The sequence below is a fragment of the Gilliamella sp. LMG 34362 genome (genome assembly GCF_984569125.1).
Genome location: NZ_OZ474902.1, coordinates 2,286,288 through 2,308,102 on the forward strand (window position 1 = coordinate 2,286,288; position 21,815 = coordinate 2,308,102).

At 35.3% G+C, this 21,815-nt stretch carries 15 protein-coding genes; 8 read left to right on the plus strand and 7 right to left on the minus strand.

Annotation, left to right across the window (positions count from 1 at the left end; translation table 11 throughout):
• Positions 1 to 15 precede the first annotated feature (15 nt).
• Positions 16 to 1,362 carry an outer membrane channel protein TolC gene (tolC, locus tag AC5LWZ_RS10465; RefSeq protein WP_198200747.1) on the plus strand — a complete coding sequence of 449 codons (1,347 nt, stop codon included), beginning with the start codon at positions 16 to 18 and terminating at the stop codon, positions 1,360 to 1,362.
• 112 nt (positions 1,363 to 1,474) lie between these two features.
• Here the strand turns inward: tolC and AC5LWZ_RS10470 are convergent, their stop codons facing one another.
• Complete coding sequence (locus AC5LWZ_RS10470) at positions 1,475 to 2,365, minus strand: LysR family transcriptional regulator (protein ID WP_294892653.1); 891 nt, start codon at positions 2,363 to 2,365, stop codon at positions 1,475 to 1,477.
• A 228-nt stretch (positions 2,366 to 2,593) separates the two neighbouring features.
• Between AC5LWZ_RS10470 and AC5LWZ_RS10475 the strand changes: the two genes are divergently transcribed.
• Positions 2,594 to 3,373: an SDR family NAD(P)-dependent oxidoreductase gene (locus tag AC5LWZ_RS10475; RefSeq protein WP_493463657.1), complete on the plus strand. Its 780-nt coding sequence runs from the start codon at positions 2,594 to 2,596 to the stop codon at positions 3,371 to 3,373.
• 435 nt (positions 3,374 to 3,808) lie between these two features.
• Here the strand turns inward: AC5LWZ_RS10475 and AC5LWZ_RS10480 are convergent, their stop codons facing one another.
• Positions 3,809 to 5,299: a hypothetical protein gene (locus tag AC5LWZ_RS10480; RefSeq protein WP_493463658.1), complete on the minus strand. Its 1,491-nt coding sequence runs from the start codon at positions 5,297 to 5,299 to the stop codon at positions 3,809 to 3,811.
• A 914-nt stretch (positions 5,300 to 6,213) separates the two neighbouring features.
• Entirely contained in the window at positions 6,214 to 8,241 is a 2,028-nt protein-coding gene (gene metG / locus AC5LWZ_RS10485; protein ID WP_493463659.1) for a methionine--tRNA ligase, read from the minus strand.
• A gap of 253 nt (positions 8,242 to 8,494) precedes the next feature.
• On the opposite strand from metG, the gene apbC reads away from it, so the two are divergent.
• Entirely contained in the window at positions 8,495 to 9,562 is a 1,068-nt protein-coding gene (gene apbC / locus AC5LWZ_RS10490; RefSeq protein ID WP_198200756.1) for an iron-sulfur cluster carrier protein ApbC, read from the plus strand.
• 76 nt (positions 9,563 to 9,638) lie between these two features.
• On the opposite strand, the gene AC5LWZ_RS10495 is transcribed toward apbC, so the two are convergent.
• Positions 9,639 to 10,379, minus strand: a complete 741-nt coding sequence (locus AC5LWZ_RS10495; protein ID WP_493463660.1) for an acid phosphatase — start codon at positions 10,377 to 10,379, stop codon at positions 9,639 to 9,641.
• A gap of 268 nt (positions 10,380 to 10,647) precedes the next feature.
• Positions 10,648 to 11,022, minus strand: a complete 375-nt coding sequence (locus AC5LWZ_RS10500; protein WP_493463661.1) for a DMT family protein — start codon at positions 11,020 to 11,022, stop codon at positions 10,648 to 10,650.
• 171 nt (positions 11,023 to 11,193) lie between these two features.
• Here AC5LWZ_RS10500 and AC5LWZ_RS10505 point away from each other — a divergent pair, with 171 nt between their 5' ends.
• Positions 11,194 to 12,360 (plus strand): sugar transporter, encoded by a 1,167-nt coding sequence (locus AC5LWZ_RS10505; RefSeq protein WP_370547582.1) that lies wholly within the window; start codon positions 11,194 to 11,196, stop codon positions 12,358 to 12,360.
• 27 nt (positions 12,361 to 12,387) lie between these two features.
• Here the strand turns inward: AC5LWZ_RS10505 and AC5LWZ_RS10510 are convergent, their stop codons facing one another.
• Entirely contained in the window at positions 12,388 to 14,322 is a 1,935-nt protein-coding gene (locus tag AC5LWZ_RS10510; RefSeq protein ID WP_493457094.1) for an ABC transporter ATP-binding protein, read from the minus strand.
• A gap of 199 nt (positions 14,323 to 14,521) precedes the next feature.
• Between AC5LWZ_RS10510 and AC5LWZ_RS10515 the strand changes: the two genes are divergently transcribed.
• A complete protein-coding gene (locus tag AC5LWZ_RS10515; RefSeq protein WP_493463662.1) occupies positions 14,522 to 16,693 on the plus strand; it encodes a phage holin family protein in 2,172 nt (723 codons plus the stop codon).
• A gap of 60 nt (positions 16,694 to 16,753) precedes the next feature.
• Here the strand turns inward: AC5LWZ_RS10515 and glyA are convergent, their stop codons facing one another.
• Complete coding sequence (glyA, locus tag AC5LWZ_RS10520) at positions 16,754 to 18,010, minus strand: serine hydroxymethyltransferase (protein ID WP_086353885.1); 1,257 nt, start codon at positions 18,008 to 18,010, stop codon at positions 16,754 to 16,756.
• A 370-nt stretch (positions 18,011 to 18,380) separates the two neighbouring features.
• Between glyA and mnmL the strand changes: the two genes are divergently transcribed.
• The 3 genes from mnmL to rfaP all read left to right on the plus strand — a co-directional run bounded on the left by mnmL (position 18,381) and on the right by rfaP (position 21,807).
• On the plus strand, positions 18,381 to 19,307 hold the full coding sequence (mnmL, locus tag AC5LWZ_RS10525) for a tRNA modification radical SAM protein MnmL/YtqA (RefSeq protein WP_086353886.1): 927 nt from the start codon (positions 18,381 to 18,383) through the stop codon (positions 19,305 to 19,307).
• Between the two features lie 582 nt (positions 19,308 to 19,889).
• Entirely contained in the window at positions 19,890 to 21,011 is a 1,122-nt protein-coding gene (locus AC5LWZ_RS10530; protein ID WP_493463663.1) for a glycosyltransferase family 4 protein, read from the plus strand.
• Positions 21,004 to 21,807 (plus strand): lipopolysaccharide core heptose(I) kinase RfaP, encoded by an 804-nt coding sequence (gene rfaP, locus AC5LWZ_RS10535; protein WP_493463664.1) that lies wholly within the window; start codon positions 21,004 to 21,006, stop codon positions 21,805 to 21,807. Before AC5LWZ_RS10530 ends, rfaP begins: the two co-directional genes overlap by 8 nt.
• The last annotated feature ends 8 nt before the right edge of the window (positions 21,808 to 21,815 follow it).

The window sequence follows — 21,815 nt, forward strand, 5'->3', positions numbered from 1 at the left end:
TAAAGAGAAAGATTGATGAAAAAAACTTTAACCTTTTTAATTGGCTTAGCATTAAGTCAAACTGTGTTTGCTGAAAACTTAGTTCAAGTTTATGAACAAGCAAAAGAAACCAATCCAGATTTACGCAGTTCATTGGCTGAAAAAGATAAAGCTTATTCAGCAATTTCAGGTTCTCGTGCAAGTTTACTCCCGCAAGTGGGTCTAAGTGCTTCTTATGGGGTAGCGCATGGGCGTCGAGACAACAGCGGTATTAAAACTAAAAGTGGTAGCTTATATCAAGTCGCCGTATCGCAAAGTATCTTTAATTTTTCTAATTGGAAAGCTCTAGATATCACGAAAAAACAAGCAACTATTGCGGATATTTCTTATCAATATCAAGGACAAACATTAATTTTAAACACTTCTGTAGCTTACTTTAATGTACTTAAATGTCTTGATGCATTAAGCTTTATCGATGCACAGAAAAAAGCAATTGGTCGTCAATTAGAGCAAACTCGCCAACAACATAAAGTTGGTTTAGTTGCCATTACAGATGTACAAAATGCACAAGCAAATTACGATTTAACGGTAGCACAACAAGTTAATGCATTAAATGACTTAAATAACGCTATTGAAGCATTGCGTCAAGTTAGTGGTCGCTTTTACTCTAAGCTAGCAAGTGTTGATACCAAAACCTTTAAAACTCAAGCGCCAACACAAATTAATACATTGCTAAAACAATCTGAAACAGCCAATCTTAACTTATTAACTATGAAGCTAAATCAAGAGATTGCTCGTGATCAAATAAAAATGGCACAATCAGGTTTTATGCCTACAGCAAGTCTTGATGCATCAACTAACTTAAATAAATCTGATAGTTATGGTAATGCAAATTATCAACGACATACTGCTGGTAAAAAATATTCTGGAGAGAATAGAGTTGGTGTAAGCGTAAGTTTACCGCTTTTCTCTGGTGGTGCGACCGTTTCACAAGTTCAACAAGCACAGCATAATTTTGTCAGTTTTAGTGAAAAACTTGAAAGTACTAATCGTAGTGTGATTAACCAAGTTCGTTCATCTTATAACAATATTTCATCATCTATTAGTGCGATTAGAGCATATCAACAAGCGGTTGTTTCTGCACAAAGTTCATTAGAAGCTACATCTTCTGGTTATCAAGTGGGTACGCGTACTATTGTTGATGTACTTAATGCCACCACACAACTTTATAGCTCAAAACGAAATCTATCTGATGCTAAATACAACTATTTAACGAGTTTATTACAGCTGAAATATTCTGTTGGTACTTTAACTGCAAATGATTTAGTTTACTTAAACAACATGTTAGGTAAAGAAGTTAGTACAATTGCAACAATAAAATAATCAACTATAAAGTTAAATTAGACATAAAAAAGCGATCATAAGATCGCTTTTGCTATTTTGGGTGATTAATTTATCTAATTTAATTCAATTAATAAGTGTATCGCAATATTTATCAAGACAGAGCATTAACCATAAACTCAATAAAAATATTAAGTTTAGGTAACCTTTGCTTATCTGCTGTATATAAAAGATGAGCTTCTCTGGGCGGAGGTAAAAAATCTTGCAAAATAGGAATCAACTTACTTTGTTTTATAGACTCATTTAGTACCGACTCAGGTAACATCGTGATACCTAATCCCTCAATAGCCGCTGTAGCCAATGCAGTGGTATTATTACTTTGAAATGCGCCAGAAATAGCGATATTAGTTAACTTACCATTGATAGTAAATGGCCAAAAATTATCTTTTTTGGTCGGAGTGACATATTGATAAATTAAGCATTGATGTTTCTTCAAATCATCAGGTATTGATGGTATGCCATTCTGAGCTAAATAGCTTGGTGAAGCAGCAAAAATCAGCTGTAAGTCACTTAGTTTACGAGCAATTAAACTTGAATCATTTAACGAGCCAATTCGAAACACCACATCAAAATCATCTTTAACTAAGTCAACATAACGATCGCTTAATTGCATATCAATATTCACTTTCGGATAACATTTCATAAAGCGACTTATTACTGGTATCAAATTAAATTGACCATAACTAATCGGGGCACTAATCCTTAACCTTCCTTTAGGCTCTTGGCTAAATTGTTGGGCTAATGTTTTGGTGCTTTTGATTTCACCTAGAATAAACAAACATCGTTCATAATACTGTTTGCCAAATTCAGTTAAATGCTGCGATCTTGTCGTTCGATTAAGCAATTTCAGACCCAAATAATTTTCTAAAAAAAGAATATATTTAGCTATCATTTGTGGGGAGGTATTTAATGAAATAGACGTTGCAGCAAAAGAGCCTGTTTTTACTGTTATAACAAATGCTTCCATACATTTAACTAAATCCATATTAGTAACCCTCAGTTGTTAATAAATCAATTTTAATATTATTTATTGTCATTTTATCAATGAATATAATACAGATCTTCAATTAAATACGGAAATTTAGTGAGCATATAATCATCAAACAAAGTTTTGCTGATTAAATTTGCATAACTACTTTTATGTCAGCTAATAATCTTGTGATGTCAACTCATTAAAATATAGCTACCAATCTAAGAAACAAAAGGATTAAAAATGGAAAATAAAAAATATACTCTTATCACTGGCGCTAGCTCAGGAATAGGTTATGCAACAGCAATCGCATTTGCCAAAAGAAACAAAAATCTGATCGTAATTGCTCGAAGAAAAGAAAATTTAGAATCATTACAGCAACAAATTGCAGAGATAAATCCAAAAATTGAAGTTATTATAAAAGTTTACGATTTAACCAACATACAGTCTAATTATAATTTATTTGATGAATTAGAAAATTATTTTATCGAAACTTGGGTTAATAATGCCGGTTTTGGTCATTATGGCAGTGTAAACGATCAAGATTTAACAAAGATTGAATCAATGCTGCATTTAAATATTGAAGCATTAACCATTCTATCAACGCTTTATGTACGTAAATATAAAGATCAAGCAAATACTCAGTTGATTAATATATCATCTCGCGGTGGCTATACTATTGTGCCAAATGCTGTTACCTATTGTGCCACGAAATTTTATGTTAATGCTTTCACTGAAGGGCTTGCCCAAGAACTGATACAGGCTAAGGCTCAATTAAGAGCAAAAGTACTAGCTCCGGCCGCAACACAAACGGAATTTGGCAAAAAAGCCAATAATGTTGATAAATATGATTATGATAAAAGTTTTGCTAAATATCATTCTGCTGATCAAATGGCTGAGTTTTTATTAGCCCTTTATGATAGCGACAAAATCATTGGCGAGATCAGCACGAAGGATTTCTCATTCAGTTTAAAAAATAATATATTACCTTATTCGGGTAATCCAGCAGAAAATCAGAAATAAATAATTAATAACAATTAAAGTTATTTATATAAAGGATTTTGGGGTTTCAAAAACCCCGTTCCTCAATTTTTTGTTATTTTAGTTTCGGACGTTTTGTTGTTTAGTGGTTGGTTTTATATGGTGATTACGTCCGAGTAAAGCGCATTTGAGCAACTCTCTTTACTAACTCACGCGGCGACCACGAAAATGGTCACAATGTAACTGCATTCCGCCTTCGTTCGCTGTTAACGCACTGACTGTGATTTGTTCCTGACAAACAACAGCCTTGTCAAACATCCCTGTTTGCCATACTAATCTCTCTGTTGTCAGCACCATTGCTCCTATCCTTATTTTTTAGTCCTTAGTCATTGAGCTGTTGAGTTGAAGATATGAAAAATAGCGTTAGGACATTAAAAAATAATTGCCTAGCAAAGGCAATGCCCGTAGTAGCTCGAACTAAAGTGATACACATAACCCGTGTGCGAGAAAAACGACAAACGGGTTATTACTATTTGCATCACTCGTCCAATAAGAATTACTACCAAAGCCAGCACCTGTGTAAGTGTACATGCTCCCCCATTCCGAGAAGAACCCTGCTTCAATATGACGCTGGTATATATTATTAGGTGATGATGATTTAACACCGACAGCATCTTGACACCCCCAAGAATTTGAATCCTGACAAACCGTATTAGTTAAATCCTTAACCTTAGGCAACCGATAATCACCAATTTTTGTACACCACGACGATGTACTCGAATAAGTGTAATAAACCTTACCACGATTGACAAACCACTGCTTTAATACAAAACCATACTTGACGACCGCTTTACCTTTTCTATCACGACCAACTAACTCGAAAGTCTGAGGCAAAGATGGCCTTTTGATACGACGTGGATTATCTGAACGCTGTTGCGAAGAGTCTGTAACGGCAGGACCAGTTAGGGTGACACGAACGCTATTTTTTGTTGATTTGGTCATCTTAGCCTTAATATCACCATTAGGAGAAACCGCCTTCCAATATAAGGCCTGATTATTACCTGCAATATCCAAATCAAAAAACAAATTATGAGCGCCAGTAGTCGGAAAGTTTAAACCATAAGACGATGGCGTAACTGACTGAGTAAGAAATCCTTTATTAGGGTTCCAAATGTTAGCAGGACCAGTGTAATATGAAGAACCATTAACCAAGTTAGGCTTGACAAAACAAATCACTGGTGTTGCCTTAGGATTAATATAATAAGTGGCATTACTGGCACTAAAACGACTTTCATTAGGTATACCATAACGTGTTTTTAATGTACCACCAGTATTAGATAAGGTTAATTTATACGGGGACTTACAAATAGTCAGCACTTCATTACGGGCGACAGCCTGATTATATTTATCAACAATGGTTAAGCTTAAACTACCTGTCGCGGTTATATCATTAATCCCCTGACCATCACCATCATCATCCCCCCAATAATTATAAGGCGTACCAATAAGTGAACTTAATGCAATAGAATTAGTATTTGTTGGCACTAACATACCAATATCCGCAAAAGTTTGACCAGCAATAGGCAACTCGATTGGTTTTGTTATACTCGAATTACTATACGATGGGGTATATTGTTCACCATTAGATAAAGATATTGCAAGCAGACCGTCAGTATCAGTCACTCGTGTACGCCCACCATCAAACGTTAAATATGGGGCTGAGCCATGAATAACATAGGCAGTTTTAGATGTTAATGCATGATTAGAAAAAGAGATAGACAATAAAACAACAACGGTTAATACTAAAAAAACTTGCCGAGATAAAAAGACTAAACCAAGAAAGTTTGAAAAATTTTGCCGAAGTTGCTGGGAAAATAAACTATAGTGAAGTACTAGACGATGCGAGCTTAACTTTACTAACGTTAAATTAGAGATTGGACAGGTTTGGTGTTGTAAATTATAATACATACCCGAAGCCATTATTAACTTAATGATTTATTTGAAATTTTAAATCCTTTTGCATAAAAACTCATCCATTCATATAAATATTTTATAAAAGTATAGTGATTGAAAAAAACCATGCAACTTATTTCGACTGTTAAATTGTTAATTTTTGTAAAGTTTAATGTAATATTACACTTTAATTATTCCTTTAAAACCAATTTCGAAGAAGTTATTGGAGGATTTTTTGGCTTTAAAAACCCCGTTCCTTAATTTTTTGTTATTTTAGTTTCGGACGTTTTGTTGTTTGGTGGTTGGTTTTATATGGTGATTAAGTCTGTGTAAAGAGCATTTGAGCGAATCCTCTTTATCAACTCACGCGGCGACTAAGCAAATGGTCATAATGTAACGGCCTTCCGCCTTCGTTCGCTGTTAACGCACCGGCGGTGATTTGTTCCTGACAAACAATAACCCAACCAAACATCTCTGTTTGCCATACTAATCTCTCTCAGTTGTCAGCAGGTTGTTGATATTGCTAAATTAATTACACCAAACTGATTTATAAAAATAAACTTTTATTATTGGCACTAACAAATTCTATAACCACTTTAGCAATTCATTGGCTAGATTTTGACTTAAAAAAACCCGTTCCTCAAAATTTTTTATTTAAATTCTGAAATATTTTAACGATATATGATGAAAACTATAGTGACTAGTTGGTTATTGGTTCTTGAATATTATCGGGATTCTGATTAACTATAGCAATTAAATGGGATTTTATTCGCTTACAAGGCAAAACTAAAATGGTTGCAAATTATTATTTTAGTAAACAATCAATTGAGTAACAGAACAAACTTATACTTGTAATATTATTTTATTTAAGCATCTTAACAAGCCTAATAGCTTGTTAAGATACAGATTAAAGAATTGATTACATATCTTTACGAGATTCGCATCCCCGGTTTTGCACCACTATCTGGTGATAATAGATAAACACCTTCATTGTCATCTTTACCACTAGCACAAAGCACCATACCCTCTGAAACACCAAAACGCATTTTACGAGGTGCCAAGTTAGCAATCATAATGGTTAAACGGCCGATTAATACTTGCGGATCTGGGTAGTATTGTTTGATTCCGGAAAAGATGTTTCGGGTTTCATCGCCAATATCTAGCGTTAATTGCAATAATTTATCTGAGCCTTCCACAAAACTGGCGTTTTTGATTAAGGCAACGCGCATATCTACTTTAGCAAAATCGTCAAAATTTATAGTTTCCGCAATTGGTTCGGCTACCTTTTCTTTTGCTGGTGTGGTTGCTGCCGCTTGCTGTTTAGTTTCTTCAATCATGGCTGTGATTTTATCCATATCAATTCGGTTGAATAACGCTTTAAAACTGTTAATTTTATGACCGGTTAAGGCTTTATCAATTGTATGCCATTGTAATTGACTATTTAAAAATGCTTCACTACGTTCAGCTAATGAAGGTACGATAGGTTTTAAATAGGTCATTAAAATACGGAATAAATGGATCCCCATTGAACAAATATCTTGTAACTGCTGATCTTGCCCTTCTTGTTTAGCAACCACCCACGGCGCTTTTTCATCAATGTAGCGGTTAGCTTCGTCAGCTAAAGCCATAATTTCACGTACCGCTTTACCTGATTCTCGTTTTTCAAAAGCATCAGCAATAACTTGCGATTTTTCCACAAATAAGGCGTAAAGTTCTGGTGCAGCAATATTATCAGATAATTTGCCGTCGAATCTTTTACTGATAAATCCAGCCGAACGCGATGCGATGTTAACCACTTTATTCACCAAATCGCTATTAACTCGTTGAACAAAATCTTCAAGATTAAGATCGATATCATCAATATGTGGCGACAATTTAGCGGCATAATAGTAACGTAAACAATCTGGATCCAAATGTTTTAGATAGGTACTTGCTTGAATAAAAGTACCACGTGATTTTGACATTTTAGCGCCATCAACGGTTACATAACCGTGTACAAAAATATTTGATGGTTTGCGATGTTCACTACCATCTAACATTGCTGGCCAAAACAAACTATGGAAATAAACAATATCTTTACCAATAAAATGATAAAGCTCTGTCGTTGAATCTTTATTCCAGAATTCATCAAAAATCGCTTTATTATTTTTATTACAATAGTTAAGGAAAGAGCCCATATAGCCAATTGGCGCATCTAACCAAACATAAAAATATTTACCTGGCGCATCAGGAATTTCAAAACCAAAATATGGTGCATCACGACTGATATCCCAAGGTTGTAAACCAGCCTCAAACCATTCTTGCATTTTATTAGCAACTTGTTCTTGTAAAGTCCCTGAACGTATCCAAGTTTGTAACATTGTGGCAAACTCAGGTAAATCAAAGAAGAAATGCTCAGATTGTTTCAAAATTGGCGTCGCACCAGAAACAACCGATTTAGGATCAATTAAATCAGTAGGATTATAAGTAGCACTACAAACCTCACAATTGTCACCATATTGGTCTGCGGCTTTACAACGAGGACATGTACCTTTTACAAAACGATCAGGTAAAAACATCTGTTTTTCAGGGTCGAACAGTTGTGAAATAACCTTCGTTTTAATATAACCATTCTCTTTTAAACGTTTATATATTTGTTCTGATATTTCACGATTTTCAGGGCTATGGGTTGAATGATAATTATCAAAACTAATGTTAAATCCGGCAAAATCACGTTGGTGTTCGACTTTTACTTCCGCGATCATCTGCTCAGGAGTAATGCCTAATTGCTGAGCTTTTAGCATAATCGGCGTTCCATGCGCATCATCGGCACAAATAAAATAGATTTCATTACCACGCATGCGCTGGTAGCGAACCCATACATCAGCTTGAATATGTTCAAGCATATGACCTAAGTGAATTGAACCGTTTGCGTATGGAAGCGCACAAGTCACCAATATTTTGCGTTGAGTTGTCATGTTAAATTATTACCTTTAATTTCATAATGGCAGAAATAGTACAACAATCGTGTGATTATCGCTAGATTTATGCCATAATTTGCCTAAATTTCTTTATAAAACCAATCAATTTTGAACTGGTTGTATTTTTATTGGAATGTAAAAAAGATAATTTTGTAATTTATTGTCCATTAAAGTTATTGATAATATCTATAACAAATTGAAGTAAAATAACTAAATATATACCAACGAGCTAGATACAAGGTTTATTAACATGGAAGCAAAAAAAATTCTTGAGAATTTTCGTCACCCTACTTTACAGAAAAATTTGATTGAACTTGGCGCTATTTCCCAATGTGAACGGGTTAATCAAGAACTAATGATTAGCTTGACCATGCCTTTTGCTTGGCAAACTGGTTTTGAAGATCTGAAAACAACAGTTACGCCATTATTACTTGAATTAGATGATGTTGAAAATGTTAATTGGAATATTAACTATAATATTGCCACATTGAAGCGAGCCAATAGTCATCATGCTATTAAGAATATCAAAAATATTATTGCGATAAGTTCCGGTAAAGGGGGAGTTGGTAAATCCTCAACTGCAGTTAATTTAGCTTTAGCGTTACAAAAACAAGGGGCTAAAGTAGGTATTTTAGATGCTGATATTTACGGCCCGTCAATCCCAACAATGCTTGGCACTGAAAAAGAACAACCATTAACGCCTGACAATAAACATATGTCAGCGATTATGGCTTATGGCCTTGCTAGTAATTCTATTGGCTATTTAGTTGATGCCGATGGTGCGATGGTTTGGCGAGGACCAATGGCAAGTAAAGCGCTTTTGCAAATTTTACAAGATACACTCTGGCCTGAACTTGATTATTTGGTTATTGATATGCCACCAGGTACTGGTGATATCCAATTAACATTGGCACAAAACATTCCTGTTACAGCAGCAGTTATTGTTACCACACCACAAGATATTGCATTAATTGATGCGCAAAAAGGCATCACGATGTTTAATAAAGTGAATATTCCAACCATTGGTATTATTGAAAATATGAGTTATCACATCTGTGAAAATTGTGGTCACCATGAAGCGATTTTTGGTGAGGATGGTGCTAAGCGATTAGCTGAAAAATACCAAACAAAATTACTTGGTCAAATGCCGCTTCATCGTTTATTACGCCAAGATCTCGATTCTGGACAACCAACGGTAGTCAGCCATCCTGATAGTGAATTTACACAACTATATTGTAATATTGCCGCACAAGTTGCTAGTCAACTGTATTGGCAAGGAGAAACAATTTTGCCAGATATATCATTTAAGGCGTTATAACGGAAATTTATATTGGTTGTTAAAGGATAACAACCAATATAAATAAATGATTTAGTTGTCCATTAACACCCTATAGTTATAGAAATTGATTTAGTTCAGCTTTTGCTTTAGCTAATTGCTCAATAAATGCAGAATTAGTATGTAATTGTGCAACTACTGCCGCCGCCATGACTCTTGCGGCATCAACGTCACTTTGCCAATGATAACCACAAATAACTCGGCTTTCACCAACTTCGTAACCTCGTTTTAAAATTTCATTTTGCCGTTCTGGATGTATTTCAGCTAAAACTAAGGCTATAGCAAATCCCATTGTGGTATGTCCGGAAGGATATGAGCCATTAGTCGATAATGTTTTTTCGTCTTCTGGTCGACAAGTGGCTTCATTAAAGAATGAGAATGGTCTAATGCGGTTGTAATACTGTTTAGCCGATCGAGTAGCAAGATCACCAGCATCTTCTTTCATTGTGGTAATAAGTTTATAAATCTCAGGCGAGGTATCAATTGAAATATCATATCCAAAAGCGGCTGAAAACTGTTTAGTAACATTATTTTTACTCGAATCAGCATCAAGATAAGCTTGTTTACCTCGCTCAGTATTTCGCATGGATTTTCCCCAATCATACATTGCTTTATCTCTTAAAAAATCAATGCTATTAAATGCTGGTGGTGGCGGTAATAAATGTAAACTATCTGGTGCTTGTTCTTGGGTAAGATAAAAATCATTCGGATCAGTGTTTACATCTTTAACCTCAATGGCATGGACACTAAAACAAAATAAAATAGATACTACTAATAAATATAAAAAATTTTTACGCATAGATATCTCCTAAGTACTATTTTAATTAGTGATGACAACGCAACTTAATAGAACAAATAAAGAAACAACAAGTTTTATATATAATGAGATTAGCAATAATTATTATAAATACAGCACTGTTTGATAATAAAACAGTAAACATTAGTTAGCAAAAATCTTTTTATGAAGAACAGCACATTACTATTTATTACTTAAGATTTTTGATAACCGAATAATTTATGGCGATGGATAAACATATTGTATAATATCCCGACTATGAATATCGCTATTAAGAGATAATTTTATCCTTGAACATAAAAAATACTGCTCCGAGCAAACATAAACCCGCCCAAATATAATCGGTTTTAAATGATTCTTTTAGAATGTAAACTGAAAAGGGAATAAATACAGACAAACTAATCACTTCTTGAAGTATCTTTAATTGCCCGGCACTGGCGACTTGAAAGCCAATCCGATTTGCAGGGACTTGTAGTAAATATTCAAACAGTGCAAAACCCCAACTGATAAATACGGCGACAATCCAAACTTGATTATGCAAAAACCGTAAATGACCGTACCAAGCAAAAGTCATAAAAATATTACTATAGGTTAGTAGACAACTGTGTTCAAAAGTTGATTCTTGATATTTAATCGAACGATTCATTGTAGGTGGCGATATTATATAACGTTATATGATTTAATGTCGTAAAATAGTTCACTGATTAAACAAAAAGTAACTAATTTAATCTGATGATTTATTTGTCATCATTGTTTAATAGTTGATAATATTCAGCTATAATCAGCTTATTGAATCTCAATCCCTTCTATAACATTAATCATGAATAATGCTAATAAACGGTCTCGAATCTGGTCGTCGATTCTCTGCCTTGCCCTTGCTGCGTTTATATTCAATACCACAGAGTTTGTACCAGTTGGATTACTGCCGAATATTGCTGAAAGTTTTTCGATGGATGTTGCGCATGCCGGGCTATTATTAACTATTTATGCTTGGGCTGTATCGTTATTATCTTTACCTTTAACGGTATTAACCGCAAAAATGGAACGCCGTAAACTACTTATATTTCTATTTTGTTTATTTATTGGTAGTCACATCTTGGCTGGCTTTGCTTGGAGTTTTTATAGTTTAATGGTTGCTAGAATCGGCATTGCTTGCGCCCATGCTGTATTTTGGGCAATTACCACGCCTTTAGCGGTTCGATTAGCACCCAATGGTAAAAAAGCTAAAGCGATGGGCTTTATTGTAGTTGGCACCTCAATGGCAACAGTATTAGGGATTCCTATTGGAACAATGATCGGCCAATTAGTTGGCTGGCGAGTCACATTTTTATGTATCGGGTTTATCGCATTTTGTGTAATGGCTTCATTACTTTATTTATTACCAGCTGTTCCTAGTATGAACACAATTTCACTAAAAGCCATTCCTAAAGTACTTAAACGACCTGTATTACTAAACATTTATTTGTTAACTGCTATTATTATTACCGGCCATTTTACCGCTTATACTTATATAACCCCATTTATGCTTAATGTTGGTGGCTTTAGCGAACAAATTGTCGTGAGCTTATTATTAGCTGTCGGTTTTTCAGGCATGATAGGTAGTTTAATTTTTGCTAAATATGCTGAACCGCACCCAACCGCCATTTTAGTCATGCCGGTGATATTATTAATTATCTGTTTATTATCGCTTTATGTTTGTTCTTTTAGTCTCATAACCGCAATACTACAAGGTATGGTTTGGGGGCTTGCGATTACTATTATTGGTATGGTGATGCAGAGTAAAGTTATTGATGCTGCACCTGATGCTGCCGATATTGCGACCTCGGTTTATTCGGGTATTTATAATATCGGTATAGGTGGTGGCGCCTTTGTCGGTAGCCAAGTGCTAGTTTACTTATCCACCCATTATATTGGCTTTGTTGGCGCTATTTTTGTGATTATTGCCTTAATACTTTTTTACTTTTTATCAAGAAAAACTTGGTAGTCATGAATAAGCGCTCACATTGAGCGCTTATTGAGTTAATGCTTCTAACTGTTCCCAACGTTCAAATACCACTTCAAGCTCGGCTTCTTTATCGGCTAAAGATTGCAATATTGGGCTCGTTACTTCATGAGGTTGATTGAAAAAGTCACTATGACCAATTTGTGCTTGAAGATCCGCAATAGCTGTTTCTAATTCCTCGATTTTATTAGGTAACTGGGCGAGTTCTCGTTGTTCGTTATAGCTTAATTTAACCTTCTTTTTAGTCGCTTGCTCTGGCGTTAGGTCTGAGCTATTGGTTTTGTTGGTGTCACTTTTAGCTGATTCATTGCTCTTACTACTGGTGACTTGAGCACTCACTGGTTTAGCTTGCTGTTGTTGCTGTAATGCATCTGTATAACCACCAGCATAAATACCAATTCGTCCTTGTTCTTCAAAAAACCAACACTGAGTAACCACGTTATCGACAAATTGTCTATCATGGCTAACTAATAAAACCGTTCCTTGATAATCATTCACAAGTTCTTCTAATAGCTCTAAAGTTTCAATATCAAGGTCATTAGTTGGTTCATCAAGCACCAATAAATTACTTGGTTTTAAAAATAATTTTGCTAATAGTAAACGATTTCGTTCACCACCCGAGAGTGCTCTAACCGGTGTTCGAGCTCGTTTTGGTGGAAATAGGAAATCTTGTAAATAGCCAAGCACATGTCTTGAGCGACCATTTACCATCACCTCTTGCTTACCTTCTGCAAGGTTATCCATAACGGTTTTTTCTGGATCAAGCTCTAATCGATACTGATCAAAATAAGCCACTTCAAGTTTGGTTCCGCAATGAACACTTCCTGAGGTCGGTGCTAAACTACCTAGCATCAGTTTTAATAATGTGGTTTTACCAATACCATTGGGGCCTATTAGAGCAATTTTATCACCACGTAACACTTGTACCGTGAAGTCCTTAACTAACACTTTATCATCGATTTGATAACTGACATTATCTAGCTCAAAGACAATTTTACCTGAACGCAGTGCTTCCTCGATCTGCATTTTCGCATTGCCCATGACTTGACGACGCTGTGAATATTCTTGTCTCATCGCTTTTAATGCTCTCACTCTACCCTCATTACGAGTTCGACGAGCTTTAATACCTTGACGGATCCAGACTTCTTCTTGTGCTAACTTCTTATCAAATTCGGCATTTTGTAACTCTTCAACACGCAGCGCTTCTTCTTTACCTAGCAAATAACTGTCATAATCACCGCCCCAAGAAGCAATCTTACCACGGTCTAAATCAATAATCCGAGTCGCCATTTGCCGAATAAAGGATCGGTCATGCGATATAAAAACAATACTGCCATTAAAGCTTTTTAAAAACTCTTCCAGCCATCTAATGGTATCGATATCTAAATGGTTAGTTGGTTCATCCAATAATAATACTGATGGTTGGCAAACTAGCGCCTTTGCTAATGCCGCTTTACGCAACCAACCACCCGATAACGAAGACAATAATGCCTCACCATCTAACGATAATGAGGAAATGACATTACGAATACGATTATCCAATTGCCAACCATTTTGGTGATCAAGCTGTTCTTGCATTTTAGCTAATTTAGATAGATTACCCTCACTTGGATCAGTTTCAACCAAGTGTGACAATGCATAGTAATCTTTTAATAATTGCGCTTGTTCTTTTAAACCTTCCGCAACAAAATCAAAAACATTTCCTTGAATATCTCGAGGAGGATCTTGCTGCAATCGAGAGACAATAACGTTGTTTTCATAAACAATTTGTCCTTCATCGAGCGGTACTTCTTTATTTAGCACTTTTAGCAAAGTTGATTTACCGGCACCGTTACGACCAACAAGACATACTCGCTCGTTAGTTTCTATCGACATATCAATATGATCAAGAAGTGGAGCATCACTAAATGATAAATAGGCATTGGTAAGATTAATTAATGACATATTTGTGGTTTTTATTTGGATATTAAATAATAAGGCGGTATTCTATCATAAAGTTGCGGTTGGCAACCAAAATCAATTATCAAAGATACAATTAACGGCTCTTAAAACGTGAGCATTCCAATTCTCTTCTAAAAAAATGAATACTGTTATAATTATTAATAATTGAATATATTAATAATATTTCGGTATGGAGGTAATTATGAGTCATACTTGGACATTTCAACGTGTTGGTGGATTAGATCAAGTCGTATTAAAAAATGCCGATGACATTATCAATTTACCCAATTTAGATCCTAAATTATGGGTTGCACTCAGTTGCCCAACCACAGGGCTAGATTTTGATCAAAGAACATTACAATTATTAGATTCAGATAACGATGGTCGCATTCGTATTCCCGATATTTTAGAGGCAATTAATTGGCTTAAAGATAAAATAGTTTCTTTTGATAATATTGTTCAATCATCACAAACTTTATCATTATCGCAAATTGATGATTCAAACGAACAAGGTAAAAAATTATTAATTACCGCCCATAGCATTTTAGCGAACTTAAATAAAAACCAAGCTGATTATTTAACGCAAGATGATGTGCAACAATCACTTAAAATTAATGCCAGCAAACTCTACAATGGTGATTTAATTTTTCCTCCTTCAGCCGAATTATCGCCAGAGCTGCAAAATTTTATTCAAGCAGCAATAAAAACAACTGGTGCGGAAAAAGATATGAGTGGTCAGGATGGAATTAATCTAGAGATTGCGCAAACTTTTGTTAAAAACTTAAAAAGTTGGCAAAAATGGCAAAACGATATCAGTAATACCCAAACACCTTTTGGCGAAAACCGCTCAGAAATATGGAAATTAGTTCAAGAATTAAAGCCAAAAATTGATGACTACTTTTTGCGTGTTGAATTAGCACAATATGCACCTCAAGCACAAACGGCGTTAAATGTTGACGAGAAATATATTGTCCCATCCCAAAACGGATTACTTTCTGATGAAGCTTTATCTGAGCTACCTCTATCTAAAATAGATACCAATAACACATTAGATCTGGTTAATGGCCTTAATCCACTGTGGAAAACTAAAATCATTCGATTTAGAGATTTAATCGCTTCACACTTAGCCGATCCCAAACAACTAACTGCACAAGAATGGCAAGATATTCAGGCAGATCTTAATGCTTACACAACACTAATCAGTTCTAAACCTGAGATGCAACAATTAAGTGTAACAACTAAACCAACCGCTAGCATTGAGGATCTTACTGGCAATCAAATTGCTAATTTAGTTGATGATAATTTACTAAACGAATTTGAAAGCATGGTTGAACAGGATAACCAAACACCAATTTCAGCCTCAGATGTTTTTGTATTAGAAAAGCTAGTCTTATTTCAAAAACATCTCTATCGTTTATTGATTAACTTTGCTTCGTTTGCTGAATTCTTTTCACTTGACCATTATGCGGCATTTCAATTAGGTAAACTTTATATTGACGGTCGTTGTGCTACCCTCTGTGTTGCCGTAGATAATATAGCTAAACATTCAACTATGGCTAATTATTCTGAACTATGTTTATTATATTGTGAATGTACAAGGCATGGTAAAAAGCAGACAATTGCTGCAGCAATTACCGCTGGACAAGGTGATTTATTAATGGAAGGCCGCAATGGCGTTTTTATTGATAATGAAGGTAATGATTGGGATGCAAGTGTTGTTAAGATGATTACTAAACCAATTAGTATCCAACAAGCTATTTGGGCACCTTATCAACGTATAGGCCGTTTAATCACTGAACAAATTAATAAATGGGCAAGCAATAAAGATACTGACATAGAGAAAACCAGTACACAAGCGGTACAAAATCCAGAAAGCAAATTTGATATTGGTAAAAGTGTTGGTATCTTTGCAGCTATCGGTTTAGCTATTGGCGCCATTGGTACCGCTTTAGCGACTATTTTTCAAGCTATCTTCTCGCTTACATGGTGGCAATTCCCATTAGTGATTTTCGGCTTGTTCTTGATTATATCGGGACCATCTGTAATATTGGCTTGGTTAAAATTAAGAAGAAGAACACTTGGGCCATTACTTGAAGCTTCGGGTTGGGCGATAAATGGACAAGTTAAAATCAATTTACTGCTTGGTGGTCTGCTGACCAGTAAAGCCGAATTACCTACCAACGCAAGACGTAATTTAACTGACCCTTTAAAAAAACGTAATAAAAAAGCGCGAATACTATTTTGGTCAGCAATTTTACTAGGCGTAGTAATCGTCGGTACGGCTTTTTGGTTTAAAAATGATATTGCCAATTATTTTAAACAGCAGCAACAGCTGTTAAGTCAGCAACAAAATAATACTACTGAAAAGCAATAGCAACTATTGAATTATACTTAATAATTTTTCGCCGACATTAAGTCGGCGAATATTTTATGATTAATGTTGATAAACAGGTAATCGTCGGCAAATCGCCAACACTTTTTGTTTAACCGCTTGAATAGCTTGTTCGTCATCAATGTTATCTAATACGTCACAAATCCAATTAGCTAATTCACGAGACTCTTCTTCGTTGAAACCACGACGAGTCACTGCAGGTGTACCAATCCGCACACCAGATGTTACAAATGGACTTTGCGGATCATTTGGCACACTATTTTTATTCACGGTAATATTAGCACTACCTAAAGCAGCATCAGCTTCTTTACCGGTGATATTTTTATCAACTAAATCTATTAAAAATAAGTGATTTTTTGTTTCACCAGATACGACTTTATAACCACGTTTGATGATCACATCAACCATCGCTTGGGCATTTTTCACAACTTGTTGTTGATATTCTTTATAAGCTGGCTCCATCGCCTCTTTTAAAGCAACTGCTTTTGCCGCTATCACATGCATTAATGGGCCACCTTGTGCACCTGGAAATACAGAAGAATTCAATTTTTTGTAAAGTTCTTCACTACCACCTTTAGCTAAAATAAGTCCACCACGCGGTCCGCCGAGGGTTTTGTGCGTCGTTGTCGTCACAACATGAGCAAAAGGCACTGGATTTGGATAGACACCAGCAGCCACCAAACCAGCCACATGAGCCATATCAACAAATAAGAAGGCTCCTACACTATCAGCAATCTCACGCATGCGCTGCCAATCAACTACACCAGAATAAGCAGAAAAACCACCTATAATCATTTTTGGTTTTGACTCTAAAGCAATTTTCGCTAATTGCTCATAATCAATATGTCCCGTTTCGTCTACGCCATAAGCAACCACGTTATACAACTTACCTGAAAAACTGACTGGTGAACCATGCGTTAAATGCCCTCCTTGTGACAAGTTCATGCCTAGCACCGTATCACCCGGTTTTAACAATGCCATATAAACAGCAAAATTGGCTTGTGAGCCAGAATGCGGTTGAACGTTAGCATAATCAGCACCAAATAGTTCTTTAGCACGATCAATAGCTAACTGCTCAACAATATCAACATATTCACAACCGCCATAGTAGCGCCTACCAGGATAGCCTTCAGCATATTTATTGGTTAGTTGAGTACCTTGTGCCTGCATCACTCTTGGACTTGTATAGTTTTCCGATGCAATAAGTTCTAAGTGATCTTCTTGGCGTTGTTCTTCGCCTTTAATGGCATCCCATAGCTCTTGATCATAATCGGCAATTGTCATTTGTTTAGTAAACATATTGGCTCCTTGTAGGCAATTACATCAACGTAACGATTTGTTACTGTATTTAATTAGCACAAAAAAACATCATGGGTTACTATCCTTACTTAATCGACCTTTAATTTCAATCTTTTTTTGAAGTTATAAATAATATTTATAGATAGTTAGAATAATAATTAAAATGCTTTACAGCACAATATCATTTAGCCTACTAAAAACCCCTTTCCTCAAAATTTTTAAAACCATTATCATTGATAAATTATCTAGTTTGATAATGCAAACAATCTATTAGAGAATAATAATCTTATTAATCATTATCTCTAGCTCAATTGCAATTGAGTATCTGGAATATCTTGGTAGAATAAGCAAAAATTTTATTTGGTATAACATGCAACTTCATTTAGTCGTTAATACATTTGGTTCCGATCTACAACGTCGCTATGGCGAAAAAATCTATAAGCTCACTTTACACGGTGGTTTTAGCTGTCCCAATCGTGATGGTACCATTGGTCAGGGTGGGTGTACTTTTTGCAATGTAGCGTCAATCATTGATGAGTCTATACAGGTTAAATCAATTTCGCAGCAGCTTATGTCGCAAGCGCAACAGATGAAAAAATCTAAACGGTACCTTGCTTATTTTCAGGCTTATACTAGTACCTATGCTGAAGTTGAAATTCTTAAAAATATGTATGAAGAAGCGCTGAATAGTGCTGATATTGTCGGGCTTTGCGTCGGCACACGACCAGATTGTGTCCCCGATGAAGCTCTTGATTTGCTGGCACATTACCAATCCAGCGGTTATGAAGTTTGGTTAGAACTCGGATTACAGACCGCACATGACAATACATTACATCATATTAATCGTGGTCATACCTTTGCGGATTATCACCAAACGGTACAAAAAGCACGACAATTAGGCATAAAAGTGTGTACTCACCTTATTATTGGTTTACCCAAAGAGAATAAACCCGACAATCTCATCACTTTAAACAAAGTATTAGACAGTGGAGTGGATGGTTTAAAAATTCATCCTTTACATATTGTTGAAGGCAGTATTATGGCCAAAGCATGGCGAGCTGGGCGGATCAATGTGTTATCTCTTGAAGATTATGTCGATATTGCCGGTGATATTATTCGACAAACACCAGCCAATATTTTATATCATCGGATTTCAGCCAATGCCAGAAAACCAACCTTACTGGCCCCTGATTGGTGTGAAAACCATTGGCAATCAATGAATGCAGTTGATCATAATTTACGACAGTTTGGTGCACAAGGTAGTGCTATTGGTGATATTTACTCTTTCAAACAATAAAATACCATCAACATGACAAAAATTTTGAGGAAAGCCTATTTTTAGTCCTTATAATTGCGATAACAATTACATTTGTTAACTAAATTATATAAATTTCCACTTCAAAAACCCCTTTCCTCAAATTTTTTAGCCGACATATTTACTCGTTAAATATTGAACTTATAAATTCATCAGAATACGTTTTGAAAATAAAATCAGCAAAATACTATAGTCAATTTACTTTTACTATTATGGCTAACTTTAACCTACCTACTACTAATAACATCCGTTCAAAATAAAAGCTTTAATTTTTATCGATTACTATTAGATAGCAAAGATGCTAATCAAAGCTATTTCTAGATTTGATTGCCACTTAAATTGGCTTTGTTTCTAATCAAAAATAATAAATTAAAATATAGCGATGTATTCGTCTCAATAGGCTGTTTAATCAGGTGTTTTTTCGTTTCGTTGCTGTTCAAGCAATAGGTTTATTTTATATTGCCGCATAGAGGTATGTTTGAAATAATTATTAACATCTGAGTATTTTTGTACCTTTGTTAACAACAAGTATATAATGATGTTTTATCATTTGAGATAATCTGCATGCAACTAGCTTTTTGTATTTATAAATTTTTCCCTTTTGGCGGTTTGCAACGCGATTTTTTGCAAATTGCTACTGCTTGCCAAGCTCAAGGTCATCAAATCCGTATTTATGTATTGGATTGGCAAGGCGCTAAACCAGCTGGTTTTGATATCATCATCGTTCCTAAAAAAGGATTATCTAACCATAGCCGTAATCAAGCTTATTACCACTGGGTAAAGGCTCACTTACAAAGCAATCCTGTAGATTGTGTGGTAGGCTTTAACAAAATGCCTGGATTGGATGTCTATTTTGCTGGCGATACATGTTTTGCTGAAAAAGCCGCACACAAAGGCTTTTTTTATAAACTGTCGAAACGTTGCAAACATTATTTAGCTTTTGAGCAGGCGGTATTTTCCCCTAGTTCACAAACTAAGATTATGGTGTTAACCAAACAACAGATTCAAGATTTTAAAAACCACTATCATACTCAAGATGAACGATTCTTTTTATTACCACCCGGCATTGCTTTAGATCGTAAATATAACATTGATGCCCCTAACAAACGTGAACAATTTCGACAATCTAATCAAATTGGCCAAGATGATTTTGTGATTGTGCAAATTGGCTCTGATTTTAAACGTAAAGGCGTTGATCGCTCTTTGAAAGCGATCGCAACCTTACCTAATGAACTAAAACAAAAAGTTACTTATTTGGTGGTTGGGCAAGATAAACCAGAGGCATATCAAAAGTTAGCAGATGAATTAGGTATTGCTAAACAGGTGAGATTCTTCTCTGGTCGCAATGATATCCCTGATTTCTTATTTTCAGCTGATTTATTACTACATCCTGCAAGGCAAGAAGCGGCCGGTATGGTTTTGATTGAAGCGTTAGCGGCAGGGGTTCCTGTGATCGTATCAGGTATTTCCGGATATGCTTATCACATTAGCCAAGCTAATGCTGGTATTGTATTATCAGAACCTTATAAGCAAAACATTTTAGATCAAGCGCTAGAACAATCAATTAGAGATAAAGAGCAATGGCTTAATTGGCATAACAATGCCATTACTTATAGTAATAATGAAGATTTATATCATTTAGCCCAACGAGCAGCAGACATTATTTTAGGATGTCATTATGAATGAGATTAAACTTAAATCACCCTTTCAACAATTATGGCAAGGTAAAGATCCATTTAATGAAGTGGAATTAATTTCAGGTAAAGTTTACCGCGCAGTCAAACAACGTAAAACCCTTAATTTTCAATTAGAAGATCAATCATATTTCATTAAAATTCATCGTGGTACAACGGTAAAAGAGATTGTAAAAAACCTTATTTCGCTACGTTTACCGGTTTTAGATGCTAAACAAGAGTGGGATGCAATTCATCGTTTAGAACAAGTTGGTGTCAACACCATGGATGGGCGAGCTTTTGGACGGAAAGGATTAAATCCACTTACTCGGCATTCATTTATTATTACCAAAGACCTTAATCCGACTATTAGTTTAGAAGATTTCACAAAACCATGGCTAACCAACCCACCTAGCTATCATTTAAAACGTTCATTAACTATTTATTTAGCAAATATGACCGCTAAAATGCATGGTGCTGGCGTAAATCATCGTGATTGTTATTTATGTCATTTTTTATTGGATTTACCTTTGTTTGAAAATAATCAGCAAATAAAACTTTCTGTGATTGATCTTCATCGTGCACAAACACGTAAAAAAGTTCCAATCCGTTGGCGTGATAAAGATTTAATTGGGCTCTATTTTTCATCAACCAATATTGGACTTAACCAACGTGATATTTGGCGTTTTTTAAGAAACTATTTTAATAAACCAATTAAAACCATTTTGCGCGATGAACATAAATTAATTGATAGTGCTAAGCGAAGAGCTGAGCGCATCGCGAGAAGAACTGAAAAGTATCATCTTTAATCATAAGG

Bases quoted from the DNA above. Each gene is read 5' to 3' on its own strand.
- tolC (WP_198200747.1), top strand. From the start codon at position 16: ATGAAAAAAACTTTAACCTTTTTAATTGGCTTAGCATTAAGTCAAACT.
- AC5LWZ_RS10470 (WP_294892653.1), bottom strand. From the start codon at position 2,365: ATGGATTTAGTTAAATGTATGGAAGCATTTGTTATAACAGTAAAAACA.
- AC5LWZ_RS10475 (WP_493463657.1), top strand. From the start codon at position 2,594: ATGGAAAATAAAAAATATACTCTTATCACTGGCGCTAGCTCAGGAATA.
- AC5LWZ_RS10480 (WP_493463658.1), bottom strand. From the start codon at position 5,299: ATGTATTATAATTTACAACACCAAACCTGTCCAATCTCTAATTTAACG.
- metG (WP_493463659.1), bottom strand. From the start codon at position 8,241: ATGACAACTCAACGCAAAATATTGGTGACTTGTGCGCTTCCATACGCA.
- apbC (WP_198200756.1), top strand. From the start codon at position 8,495: ATGGAAGCAAAAAAAATTCTTGAGAATTTTCGTCACCCTACTTTACAG.
- AC5LWZ_RS10495 (WP_493463660.1), bottom strand. From the start codon at position 10,379: ATGCGTAAAAATTTTTTATATTTATTAGTAGTATCTATTTTATTTTGT.
- AC5LWZ_RS10500 (WP_493463661.1), bottom strand. From the start codon at position 11,022: ATGAATCGTTCGATTAAATATCAAGAATCAACTTTTGAACACAGTTGT.
- AC5LWZ_RS10510 (WP_493457094.1), bottom strand. From the start codon at position 14,322: ATGTCATTAATTAATCTTACCAATGCCTATTTATCATTTAGTGATGCT.
- AC5LWZ_RS10515 (WP_493463662.1), top strand. From the start codon at position 14,522: ATGAGTCATACTTGGACATTTCAACGTGTTGGTGGATTAGATCAAGTC.
- glyA (WP_086353885.1), bottom strand. From the start codon at position 18,010: ATGTTTACTAAACAAATGACAATTGCCGATTATGATCAAGAGCTATGG.
- mnmL (WP_086353886.1), top strand. From the start codon at position 18,381: ATGCAACTTCATTTAGTCGTTAATACATTTGGTTCCGATCTACAACGT.
- AC5LWZ_RS10530 (WP_493463663.1), top strand. From the start codon at position 19,890: ATGCAACTAGCTTTTTGTATTTATAAATTTTTCCCTTTTGGCGGTTTG.
- rfaP (WP_493463664.1), top strand. From the start codon at position 21,004: ATGAATGAGATTAAACTTAAATCACCCTTTCAACAATTATGGCAAGGT.